Consider the following 11,945-nt stretch of genomic DNA (forward strand, 5'->3'; position numbering starts at 1 on the left):
TTTATAACCAGAATTCTAGGGAGACAACAAGTAGCTCAACTTACATTTTTCGAATATATTAATGGAATAACTTTTGGCTCAATTGCCGCGACTCTTGCTACTGATGTTAATCAACGAACATATCAGCACTTTATTGGTTTAATGTTATTTGGTATCTTAACTGGATTAGTTTCATATTTTTCTGTAAAAAAAAGAAAGTTTAGAAAAATCGTTGAAGGGGAACCTATTCTAGTTATACAAAATGGTAAAATTCTTGAAAATAATTTAAGAAAAGTAAGATATAGTACAGATGAACTAAATCTTCTTCTAAGAGACAAGGGAGTATTTTCACCAGAAGATGTTGAGTACGGATTATTAGAAATAAATGGTAAATTAAGCATTATGAAAAAAACAGATAAAAAAACTGTCACTTGTGGTGATTTAGGAATTCTCAAAAATGCTGATACTCTATCAACAGAAGTAATAATAGGCGGTCAAATAATTTATGAAAATCTTAGAGAAAGAAAGCTTTCTGGTAAAGATTTAATGCGAATGCTAAAACCCTTCGGTATAAGACGAATTAGTGAAGTCCATTATGCTACTTTAGATGAAAATAATAAAATATATATTGATAAATATGATGATAAAATTAATCCTAAAATTGACATTAGTGAAAATAATGATAATGTTTAGTGCATAATCATCTAAAAACTGCTGAATAAACTAATAAATAGTGAAAAAACGCTCCAACTAAAATGAATAAATGAAAAATTTCGTGAAAACCAAAGTTATCACTAATTTGTGGTTTCTTTAAAATATAAAAAATAGCACCAATAGTATATGATATTCCACCCCCAAAGAGATATAATAATTCAATACTAGACATAGAATTTATAAGCTTTGTTATAGGTACAATACCCATCCATCCCATTGTTATATATATTATGGTATATAAATAACGAGGAGCATTTAAGTAAAAAAACTTAAAAAATAAACCACCAAAAACAAGTGTCCACTGTACAATAATAATACTCCATTTCCAATACCCAGTTAAATATATATAACAGACTGGTGTATATGTTCCTGCTATCATTATAAATATAGCTATATGGTCTAACTTTCTCCAAATTGATATCTCTCCATCATATTTTTTATTTACATGATAAAGAGAACTAGCCAAGAATAACAACATAACTGATACTCCATAAACTATTGATACAATTTTTAAAGAAAACCCATCTGCTATATAAACTAAATTTATTAAACCAATAATAGCCAATATAAAACCAAAAAAATGAGAGTAAAATGAAAATCTTTCTTCTTTGTTCATGATGAACACCTTCTTCCTTTTAGTAGGTTGAATTTTATTATAACTTAATACGATTAACAAAATCTCTGACTATACATTTCTATACTCATATAAGTATTCCTCCCTATTTTTGTAATGGTTAAAAAATTTTCTATCAATGTAGAATTAACCTGCTCAATACCTTTATAACATCTATCTTTCTTTATCTTTTTTGTTGAAGTTATATCATTGTTAGTGTATAATTTACACTGTTATAGACAGAATATAAAATCGAAAGGAAGATATAAATGAAGTTAGGTATAGTAGGATTACCAAACGTAGGTAAAAGTACATTATTTAACGCTATTACTTCCGCTGGTGCAGAATCAGCTAATTATCCATTCTGTACAATAGAACCAAATGTTGGCGTTGTATCAGTACCAGATGAGCGTTTAGATGTTTTAGAAGAAATGTTTAACTCTAAAAAGAAAATACCTACAGCAATAGAGTTCTTTGATATAGCAGGCTTAGTAAAGGGTGCTAGTAAAGGTGAAGGATTAGGTAATAAATTCTTATCTCACATCAGAGAGGTTGAAGCTATAGTTCATGTTGTAAGATGCTTTGAAGATGAAAATATCACTCATGTTGAAGGTAACATCGACCCAATAAGGGATATTGAAATAATCAATTTAGAACTTATTTTATCGGATTTAGAAATAATTAATAAACGAATCACCAAAACACAAAAACTATTAAAAGGAGATAAATCATATCAAAAAGAATTAGACATTTTAAACAAAATTAAAGAAGTTCTTGAGGCTGGTAAATCAGCAAGAGTTTTAGATTTTAATGAAGAAGAACAAAAATTTGTAAAAAGCCTAAACCTTTTATCAAACAAACCTGTTCTTTATGCTACTAATATATCAGAAGAATATCTAAATAATGAAGATGAAAATAAATATGTTCAAAAAGTTAAAGAGTATGCAAAACAAGAAAATTCAGAAGTAATAGCCATTTGTGGTAAAATCGAATCTGAAATTGCTGAATTAGATGAAGAAGAGAAGAAAGAATTCTTACAAGAATTAGGTTTAAAAGAATCTGGCTTAGATAAGCTAATTAAAGCTAGTTATAAGTTGTTAGGACTTATTTCTTTCTTAACAGCAGGACCTAAAGAGTCTCGTGCATGGACTATCAAAAAAGGAACTAAAGCTCCACAGGCTGCTGGAAAAATACACTCAGATATGGAAAAAGGATTCATTAGAGCAGAGGTTATAAACTTTAAAGATTTAAATGAATGTGGAAGTATGACTGCTGCAAAAGAGAAAGGATTAGTAAGATTAGAAGGAAAAGATTATGTAATGGAAGATGGAGATGTAGTTATATTTAGATTTAATGTTTAAAGTTTTAATCCCCTCCTTAAATTGGAGGGGATTTTTTATTACAGTACCTTCCTAAGAAATTCTTTTGTTCTTGGATGCTTAGGAGCATCAAATACTTCCTTAGGTGTTCCTTGTTCTATAATTTTACCATTGTCCATAAATATAACTCTACTACCGACTTCTTTGGCAAACCCCATCTCGTGTGTTACAACAATCATAGTCATTCCTTCAGCAGCTAATTGTTTCATAACTTCTAATACCTCTCCTACCATTTCAGGGTCTAAAGCAGAAGTAGGCTCATCAAATAGCATAACATCGGGAGACATCGCTAAAGCTCTAGCAATTGCAATCCTTTGCTTTTGTCCCCCCGAGAGTTGACTAGGATATGCATTGGCTTTTTCTTTTAGTCCAACTCTGTCTAGTAATTTAAGTGCTACTTTTTCAGCTTCATTTTTATTCATTTTTTTAACCTTTATAGGAGCTAACGTAATATTTTCTAAAACAGTCATATGAGGAAATAAATTAAATTGCTGAAATACCATACCTATTTTCTCTCTTAATTTATTTACATCATTCTTATCATCTGTAATGGATTTACCTTCAAATATTATTTCTCCACTATCTATCTCCTCTAATCTATTTAAACATCTTAAAAATGTACTTTTTCCTGACCCACTTGGACCAACAATAACTACAACTTCTCCTTTTTCTATTCTTAGCTCAATATCCTTTAATACATGTAGATTTTTAAATTTTTTATTGAGATTTTCTACCTTAATCACTAGTCTTCAATCTCCTTTCTGTATAACTAACTGCTCTTGATAGTGTAAACGTCATAATAAAGTATATTATTGCAACTATAACTAAAGGCTCAAAGGGCTTATAAATATTACCACTAACTGTATCAGCGTTATACATTAAATCTTGTATACCTATTATCGATACAATAGCTGATTCTTTTATTATAGTGATAAACTCATTACCTAAAGCTGGTAAAATATTTTTAAATGCTTGTGGTAATATTATATTTTTCATAGCCATTCCATAAGTCATACCCAGTGAACGTGATGCTTCCATTTGTCCTTTATCTATAGCTTGAATTCCAGCACGAATTATTTCTGCTACATAAGCACCACTATTAATTGATAAGGCTACTATTCCTGCCATAAAATCTGGAAAGCTACTTCCTAATGCAGGAATTTCCGGAAACTCAATACCTATCATAGGTAATCCATAATATACTATAAACAATTGTACTAAAACTGGTGTCCCCCTTATAAATTCGATATATGAGGCAGCAAAACCTCTAAAAAATATATTATTTGATATACGCATTAATACAATTATAATTCCCAGTATAACGCCTAAAAATATTGTAAATATAGATAATGATAAAGTAGTTTTAGCTCCATTTATAAAAAACATATAGTAGTCACTTAAAAAGCTAAAATCCATCTAACTTTCCCTCCTAATTTATCTTTTGTTTAAGATATGTACTAAGCAAGCAGCCTATTAAATTAAATGGCCGCTGCTTATATATAAACACTAAGGGGGATTCTAAGTTTTATCTTATCCTTAATTTACTACTTTAGTCTTCTTCAGACAAATGTGTAGCTTCATTTATAAACTGACTAATTTTACCTTCTTTCATTAATTTATCAATTGTTTTGTTAATTGCATTCATTAATTCAGTGTTTCCTTTTTTTACTGCTATTGCGACACCATCTTCCTTACCTAATGACACCTCAGCAACTTCTAGGTCCTTATTTGCTTTAGCATAAGCCTCTGCAACAGGTTTAACTAATACAATACCATCAACTTTGTTATTTTTAAGCTCTAGAACCAAACTTGTAATTTTACTAAGTGCTTTTATTTCGGCATCTTCTATCTTTTCTTTTGCTAACTGTTCTTGTATAGTAGACTTTTGTACACCAACCTCAATACCTGATAAATCGTCTATTTCTTTATATTTACTTCCATCTCCTTTTTTAACTAATAAGCACTGTTCTGCTTCGTAATAAGTTTTTGAAAAATCTGCATTTTCTTTTCTTTCTTCAGTTGGTGTCATTCCAGCTACTATAAAATCTATCTTATTCATTTGTAATGCAGCTAATAGTCCATCAAATTTCATATCTTTAATTTCAAGTTCTACCCCTAGTTCTTTAGCAATTTGCTTGGCTATCTCTATGTCAAATCCTACAATTTCATCCTTGCCATTTATTTCTTTATGAAATTCATAAGGCGGATAGTCAGCTGATGTCCCTAACACAATCTTCCCTTTTTCCTTGATTTCCTCAAGTTTTGTCATTTCCTGTTTTGCAGTTTCACCACTATTCGTACATCCGTAAAGTGTAAATAATATTATAATTAATAATACAGTTGATATCAATTTAACTTTTATATTTTTATACATAACTTTTCCTCCTTCTTTTATTATTAATTTAATCTGTAATCTAATTTCGTTTTAATAGTTAGTTTTATTTTCCCAATTCCGCCTTATCATTTGTATCCACCTCCAAAGTCTATTACATATAAAAAACTCTCGCCTCTATTCAAGAGACGAGAGTTTTTCCCGCGTTACCACTCTTATTGGCATAGTAATCTAAAAATGCCCTCTCATATCCCTTTAACGGTGGAAACCGAATTTTCCTACTATTAGTTCAGAAAACCTCCTCAAGGGTGCGCTTCAATATAGCTATGTGCTAGACTCACACCAAACTCTAGCTCGCTGGAACAATCACTATATCTACTCTCCCTATCATAGGATTGCTATTGATTCTATATATAATAATTGTATATGTATATTTATACATTGTGCTAAGAATTTAGAATTATACATGCATTTCACCAAGCAAGCCTTCTCTTGCTTTTTCGGTTTATTTATTAGATATTATAATAATTAATTATAGATTTGTCAATACTCAATTTATTGTTTATTTATTTATATTTTTACATATTTATTCGAATCACAGTGCAAAACTATCAATTCATCTAGATTTCATCCTACTAAAGTCCTAAAATTAGTTTTTGATCACTTTTTACTTTGGCTTAACTTAATTTTAACACCCGCTTAACATTGTTAATGTCTGTTCTCTTTGTTTACCTTATATTTATCATTTATAATATATATGTGTATTATTAATCGACAAAATAATCTTGCTAACTTAATATTTACACAACACAAAGGAGAGATATAATGAATTTCAAAAAACTTTTTAATAGGGACAGAAAGTTTAAAGCCCTTAAAAACTTTAAACTGACTAAGCCTAAATTAAACCTTTCAAAAGGTAAGTCTAGCTTAAAAGAATTAATTAAAGTAAAAATTTCTTCAAATCCCAAATTTAGAAAATCATCGATATTAAACATAAAAAACATGAATTTTTTTCGTTTATCTAGGTTAACTCTTGGAAAGCAAATCGTAATACTTTTAATACTAGTTTCACTTTTACCTCTTCTTTTAACTGGAGGATTAGTATTTAATAAAGTTGGTAAAGAAATGGCAAAATCAAATAAAAATATGCAATATGCGCATACTGAAAATATAAAGAACATTGTTGAAATTACTATCAATAGTACCGATAGCGTATTGAGAGGTTTATCAGCACAGTCAGACATTCATATGTTATTAAAAGAAGTATATAACGGAGATTTTACTAATAATTCTCCAACGCTACATAAAGTACAACAAACTTTAGATAATGCAGTTAAAAATTCACATGGTCTTTATGAAACTATATTTATAACAGACGAATTTGGAAATATAATTGGTAATAAATCTACAAAAAAAGATAAATATAGAATCCTATTTGTAACAAATAAAGACTATTTTGAACAACTAAAAGAAGGAAAAAGTTTAGGTATAGGTGAACCTATTATTTCTGCGGCTACTAATAGACCAGTTATTCCAGTAGCAAAACCTATTATAGAGAATTCTAGGATGGTTGGTTCTATAATAGTATTCTTTGATTTAGATAGATTTACTTTACCTATTGCTGAAATGAAAACAAAAGACAAAAGTTATACATATTTAATCAATGAAAATGGAACTATATTATATCATAATCAAAAAGATAAAATATTATCAAAGCTAGAAAATAACTTTATAAAAGAAACAATAGATAATATTAATAAAGGTATGTTATCTGGTTTTGAAATTAAATCCTATAAACATAATAATATGGAATATATCGCTGCGATAAGAAAATTAGATAACTTAAATTGGTATGCTGTTTCTAAAATTGAAAAATCTGTTTATGATAAAGCAATAAACTCTATTCAAAATTCAATTATGTTTATAGTAATAGTTTTACTTATTCTTTGTATAATAGTTGCAGCTGTATATACTAGAAGTATCATAACACCTATTAGTAAATTAGCAAATCAAATGAAAAAAGTTTCTGATGGTGATTTAAATGTTAAAGCAGATTTACATACAAGCAAAGAAATAGGGTTACTTAATGATAGTTTTAATTACATGTTAAATCAATTAAGGACTTTGATTGCAGAAATTACTACAACCTCGACTGAAGTAACAAGCTCAGCAGAAAACTTAAATCAAATCTCAAGTAATGCTTATCGTTATACGGAGCATGTTTATGAAGTTATAGAAAAAGTAACATTAGGTGCTAAAGAGCAGGAAAAAGACGTTGCTAATGGGCAAACAATGATAAAAGACCTATCTAGCAATATTCACAGAATAAATGAATATACTGATGAAATCATAAAATCATTTAATAAAACTAATAAAGTAACAGAAGATGGATTTAAACAAGTAAACATTCTAGATGACAAGTCACAAGAAAGTTATGATATATCAATTAAATTTCATGGTGTAGTAAAGGAACTAATGGACTCAGTAAATAATATCCAAGTAATTATTGATACTATTACTAATATATCAAAGCAAACTAATTTATTAGCTCTTAATGCTGCTATAGAAGCTGCAAGAGCTGGAGAGGCTGGTAAAGGATTCGCGGTAGTTGCTGATGAAATAAGAAAATTATCTGATGAAATAGCTAGTGAAACTAATAATATTAGGTCAATCATAGGGAATCTACAAGAAAAATCTAAAGAAGTTGAAAGTTTTGTAGACACTACTGAAGAAATTATTGAAGAACAAAATGTAGCTGTCAATGATACCAAAAAATCCTTTAAAGTCATAATGGATTCAATACATGAAATAAAAGACAAAATAATGGTTATCACTAACTCTATTGGTGAAATAAATAATAAGAAAGATGAAATCTTATATACAATTCAGCATATATCTGAAACTGCAAGTCAAACTGCAGTATCTACCGAAGACGCTATTATAAAATCTCAACAACAGTTTAGTGCTATCGAAGAAATTGCAAATAATGCACATGATTTAAATTCATTAGCAAATAGCTTAAATAAACATACTAAAGTTTTTAGAAATAATAATAAATAAAAAAAGATGGAGCCTTAAAGGTTCCATCTTTTTTATACCATACTTTTAATAATCACTATCTCCAGACTCTTCTCCTTTAACTATTGCCACTGAAGAACTAGCCCCTATTCTTGTAGCTCCTGCTTCTATCATAACTTTAGCTTTCTCTATATCTCTTACTCCGCCAGATGCCTTTACACCTACATTTTCTCCAACAGTTTCCCTCATTAATCTAATATCTTCAACTGTTGCACCACCTGTACTGAATCCTGTAGACGTCTTAACGAAATCAGCACCAGCTTCCTTTGCTAATTTACATGCCATTATCTTTTCATCGTCTGTTAATAGACAAGCCTCAATAATAACTTTTACAATAGCTTTTCCCTCTGCTTCATCTACAACTGCTTTTATATCCTCTTTTACAACATCATATTTCTTATCTTTTAAAGCTCCAATATTTATTACCATATCTAACTCATCGGCACCATCTTCAATAGCCTTTTTTGCTTCAAAAGCTTTGACTTCCTTTAACGTACACCCTAAAGGAAAACCTATAACAGATGTTACTTTTACATCTGTCCCTTCTAATAGCTTTTTAACATCACTAACATAATATGGATTAACACATACTGAAGCAAAACCGTACTCTTTAGCTTCTTCACATACTTTCTTTACTGTTTCTATTGTTGTATCTGGCTTAAGTATTGTATGGTCTATGATTGATGCTATATTTTTCATATACTTTACCTCCAACTATTTAATCAATTCAACCATCATTCCGTTTTTAACACCTGCTGCATTTCCTTCTTCAATGTCAACATGCATTTCTAAAGCATATTTTGGACTTACTCTAACTAATACTTTATCAAAAATTAGACCTCTTTCTCCTTCTACTTTTATTTTAACTCTATCTTTGTCCTTAACACCAAACTTCTCAGCATCATCTGGGTGCATATGTATATGTCTTGCTGCAGCAATAATACCTTCCTCAATTTCTACTTCACCTTTTGGTCCTACTATTTTAGCTCCTGGACTACCTGCTAAGTCTCCAGAATCTCTTACAGGAGGTACTACCCCTAGCTTGAATCCGTCGCTTAGAGATATTTCAACTTGAGTTTTTGACCTTGCTGGTCCTAAAACTCTAACTCCTTTTAAAGTTCCTTTAGGGCCAACTATATCTACTTTTTCTTCACATGCATATTGTCCTGGCTGTGATAAATCTTTTAGTTTTGTTAATTCATATCCCTCACCGAATAAAACCTTTATATGCTCTTCACTTAGATGTATATGTCTGTTAGATAATGCAATAGGTAACTTCATTACAATTCCTCCTTTTGTATTTTAATTACAATTTGTTTTTTATACAGTAAATTAATTAGTTAGATAGCCGATATTGGATTCTAACAAATCTCCATATAAGATTATAATTCTTTTATGTATAAAAATCAAATAAGTAATTGTATTTTTAACATTTACTTTTCAATATCTATACACTTTCCCATAATTATAGAGTTAATTCAATTGATTTTTACTAAGTAATTATTTCACCTAATACTTCATAAAACTTTGGAAACGATATAGAAACAGATTCTGTGTTATTTATAATTGATTCTCCCTTTGCATACAATGCTAATATAGTAAGTGCCATTGTTATTCTATGGTCCTTATATGTATCTAAATTAGCCGTTTGTATATTTTTAGAACCCTTTATTATCATCCCGTCATCCAACTCCTCAATATCAACATTCATTTTCTTTAGTTCATTAACTACTGCTGTAATTCTATTACTTTCTTTTACCTTCAGCTCTTCAGCATTCCTTATAATAGTTGTACCCTCAGCCACAGAAGCTGCTACTGCTAAAACTGGTATCTCATCTATTAATCTAGGTATCAAGTCACCACTTATTTCAATACCTTTTAACTGAGAATACTCGACAAATATATCTCCAATAGGCTCATTATTTACAAATCTATAATTAACTATTTTGATATTACCTCCCATTTTCTTTAAAGCATCTATAACCCCTGTTCTAGTAGGATTTAAGCCTACTTGCTTAATAACAATTCTTGAGCCTTTAAGAATCAAGGCTCCAACAATAAAAAATGCAGCAGAAGATATATCTCCAGGTACTATTATTTCTTTACCTTTTAGCTTAGTAGTTTTGTTTAGAATCACATGCTTACCTTTTATTACTACATCATACTCAAAATAATTAAGCATTCGCTCAGTGTGATCTCTAGAAATGCTAGGTTGTATGACACGTGTTATCCCATCAGCATATAATCCAGCAAGCATTATACAGGACTTAACTTGAGCACTTGCAACAGGTTGTCTGTAAGTTATACCTTTTAGATTATCAGCTGGCTCTATTTGTAATGGTGCATATTTATCATCGACTCCTTTAATACTAGCTCCCATTTTTCTCAAAGGTGTTATTATTCTATCCATAGGTCTTTTTTGAATTGAATCGTCACCTGTTATATGAGATATAAAGTTTTGTCCTGCTAATATACCACTTAAAAGTCTTATAGTAGTTCCTGAATTACCAACATTCAAAATCTTTTTAGGTCTTTTTAAACCTTTTAAACCGACACCTTTAACTTTTACAATATTATCTTGTATATCTATTTCTACACCTAAATCCCTGAAACATTGCACAGTTGATAAACAATCATTCCCCATTAAAAAGTTCTTAATTATAGTATCATCTTCAGCTATAGCTCCAAACATAACTGCTCTATGGGAAATAGATTTATCTCCTGGTACTGTAATCTCACCTCTTAACTTTACATTTCCGCCTGTAATTTTCATCTATACTCCACCTCTTAATACTTGTCTTATTACCTTTTCATCTATATTATTAAAAACATCAACTTTACCTTTTCCTACAGGTAACACAAATGTAGGTATTCCGTTCTTTGCCTTTTTATCATGCTTTATTATTTCAAGTATATAATTTATTTGATTATCTGTGAAAATAACAGGTTTTCTTATTCTACTTAATACTTTTACTATGTAATTATAGTATTTATTGTCTATTAACCCTAATTTATTCGCTAATTTACTTTCAAAAATCATCCCTAGTGTAATTGCTTGACCATGAGTGTATGTTCTAAGATTTCCTAAAGCTTCTATCCCATGTCCAATAGTATGACCAAAATTTAATATTTTTCTTATATTATTTTCTCTCTCATCCTTCTCTACTATTTCCTTTTTAATAAGTAAAGATTTATATATTATTTTTATTAAATATTCACTATTCAGCTTTACTATTTGATTTAAATTTTCATCTAACCATCTAAAAAAATCAAAGTCTTTTATTAATCCATACTTAAATACTTCTCCTAATCCTGAATAAAATTCCTTAGTTTCTAAAGTAGTAAGTAAGTTAACATCTATAATTACCGCTTTTGGTTGATAAAAAGCCCCTACAATGTTCTTTATACCATTAAAATTCACTGCTACTTTACCACCCACACTACTGTCTACTTGTGCCAAAAGAGAAGTTGGTATTTGAATAAAATCTATACCCCTCATATATGTTGCAGCTAACAAACCTGCTATGTCACCTACAACTCCTCCACCAAAGCCTATTACAACGGTCTGTCTATCGCAGTTAAGCTTTATCATTTTAGCATAAATATATTCTAAAGTATTCAATGATTTACTTACTTCTCCAGGCTCTATAATTACATAACTAAAATCATAGTTTTTAAAACATTTTTGTATTATCTCTAAATAATATTTTGCTACATTTTTATCAGTAATAATTAAAATTTTTCTTTTATTAACTATTGGTTTTAAATGCTTTTCTATGTCATTTATTATTGCATTACTTATGTATATATCGTATCCTCTATTATCTAAATCTACATTTAGTATTTTCAT

The 11,945-nt window shown here is 29.4% G+C and carries 11 protein-coding genes and 1 other annotated feature; of the genes, 3 read left to right on the plus strand and 8 right to left on the minus strand.

Going from position 1 to position 11,945, the window contains the following annotated elements; genetic code table 11:
• Positions 1–672, plus strand: a 672-nt coding sequence (locus L21TH_RS02675) for a YetF domain-containing protein (RefSeq protein ID WP_034429140.1), incomplete at its 5' end; no start/stop codon positions are given.
• A gap of 7 nt (positions 673–679) precedes the next feature.
• Here the strand turns inward: L21TH_RS02675 and trhA are convergent.
• Positions 680–1,309: a PAQR family membrane homeostasis protein TrhA gene (gene trhA, locus L21TH_RS02680; protein WP_006308437.1), complete on the minus strand. Its 630-nt coding sequence runs from the start codon at positions 1,307–1,309 to the stop codon at positions 680–682.
• A gap of 266 nt (positions 1,310–1,575) precedes the next feature.
• Between trhA and ychF the strand changes: the two genes are divergently transcribed.
• On the plus strand, positions 1,576–2,667 hold the full coding sequence (gene ychF / locus L21TH_RS02685; RefSeq protein ID WP_006308442.1) for a redox-regulated ATPase YchF: 1,092 nt from the start codon (positions 1,576–1,578) through the stop codon (positions 2,665–2,667).
• Positions 2,668–2,705: 38 nt separating this feature from the next.
• Here the strand turns inward: ychF and L21TH_RS02690 are convergent, their stop codons facing one another.
• From L21TH_RS02690 to L21TH_RS02700, 3 genes are all read right to left on the minus strand, one after another.
• Entirely contained in the window at positions 2,706–3,428 is a 723-nt protein-coding gene (locus L21TH_RS02690) for an amino acid ABC transporter ATP-binding protein (RefSeq protein WP_006308444.1), read from the minus strand.
• Positions 3,421–4,101 carry an amino acid ABC transporter permease gene (locus tag L21TH_RS02695; protein WP_006308446.1) on the minus strand — a complete coding sequence of 227 codons (681 nt, stop codon included), beginning with the start codon at positions 4,099–4,101 and terminating at the stop codon, positions 3,421–3,423. The genes L21TH_RS02690 and L21TH_RS02695 overlap by 8 nt, the downstream gene beginning before the upstream one ends.
• 133 nt (positions 4,102–4,234) lie before the next feature.
• Positions 4,235–5,059, minus strand: a complete 825-nt coding sequence (locus L21TH_RS02700; RefSeq protein WP_006308448.1) for an ABC transporter substrate-binding protein — start codon at positions 5,057–5,059, stop codon at positions 4,235–4,237.
• 139 nt (positions 5,060–5,198) lie between these two features.
• Positions 5,199–5,417, minus strand: a binding site (T-box leader).
• A 425-nt stretch (positions 5,418–5,842) separates the two neighbouring features.
• Here L21TH_RS02700 and L21TH_RS02705 point away from each other — a divergent pair.
• The gene (locus tag L21TH_RS02705) at positions 5,843–8,077 is read left to right on the plus strand and encodes a methyl-accepting chemotaxis protein (RefSeq protein ID WP_006308450.1); all 2,235 of its coding nucleotides are present in this window, start codon (positions 5,843–5,845) and stop codon (positions 8,075–8,077) included.
• 45 nt (positions 8,078–8,122) lie between these two features.
• Here the strand turns inward: L21TH_RS02705 and deoC are convergent, their stop codons facing one another.
• From deoC to aroB, 4 genes are all read right to left on the minus strand, one after another.
• The gene (gene deoC / locus L21TH_RS02710; protein ID WP_006308451.1) at positions 8,123–8,794 is read right to left on the minus strand and encodes a deoxyribose-phosphate aldolase; all 672 of its coding nucleotides are present in this window, start codon (positions 8,792–8,794) and stop codon (positions 8,123–8,125) included.
• Positions 8,795–8,809: 15 nt separating this feature from the next.
• Positions 8,810–9,376: a phosphate propanoyltransferase gene (gene pduL / locus L21TH_RS02715; protein ID WP_006308453.1), complete on the minus strand. Its 567-nt coding sequence runs from the start codon at positions 9,374–9,376 to the stop codon at positions 8,810–8,812.
• A 211-nt stretch (positions 9,377–9,587) separates the two neighbouring features.
• A complete protein-coding gene (aroA, locus tag L21TH_RS02720) occupies positions 9,588–10,868 on the minus strand; it encodes a 3-phosphoshikimate 1-carboxyvinyltransferase (RefSeq protein WP_006308456.1) in 1,281 nt (426 codons plus the stop codon).
• Positions 10,869–11,945, minus strand: a complete 1,077-nt coding sequence (aroB, locus tag L21TH_RS02725) for a 3-dehydroquinate synthase (RefSeq protein ID WP_006308457.1) — start codon at positions 11,943–11,945, stop codon at positions 10,869–10,871.

It is taken from the genome of Caldisalinibacter kiritimatiensis, assembly GCF_000387765.1.
Taxonomy (GTDB): domain Bacteria; phylum Bacillota; class Clostridia; order Tissierellales; family Caldisalinibacteraceae; genus Caldisalinibacter; species Caldisalinibacter kiritimatiensis.

Excerpts from the sequence above, each read along its gene's own strand:
- trhA (WP_006308437.1), bottom strand. The coding sequence starts at position 1,309 with ATGAACAAAGAAGAAAGATTTTCATTTTACTCTCATTTTTTTGGTTTT.
- L21TH_RS02705 (WP_006308450.1), top strand. The coding sequence starts at position 5,843 with ATGAATTTCAAAAAACTTTTTAATAGGGACAGAAAGTTTAAAGCCCTT.
- pduL (WP_006308453.1), bottom strand. The coding sequence starts at position 9,376 with ATGAAGTTACCTATTGCATTATCTAACAGACATATACATCTAAGTGAA.
- deoC (WP_006308451.1), bottom strand. The coding sequence starts at position 8,794 with ATGAAAAATATAGCATCAATCATAGACCATACAATACTTAAGCCAGAT.
- ychF (WP_006308442.1), top strand. The coding sequence starts at position 1,576 with ATGAAGTTAGGTATAGTAGGATTACCAAACGTAGGTAAAAGTACATTA.
- aroA (WP_006308456.1), bottom strand. The coding sequence starts at position 10,868 with ATGAAAATTACAGGCGGAAATGTAAAGTTAAGAGGTGAGATTACAGTA.
- L21TH_RS02700 (WP_006308448.1), bottom strand. The coding sequence starts at position 5,059 with ATGTATAAAAATATAAAAGTTAAATTGATATCAACTGTATTATTAATT.
- aroB (WP_006308457.1), bottom strand. The coding sequence starts at position 11,945 with ATGAAAATACTAAATGTAGATTTAGATAATAGAGGATACGATATATAC.
- L21TH_RS02695 (WP_006308446.1), bottom strand. The coding sequence starts at position 4,101 with ATGGATTTTAGCTTTTTAAGTGACTACTATATGTTTTTTATAAATGGA.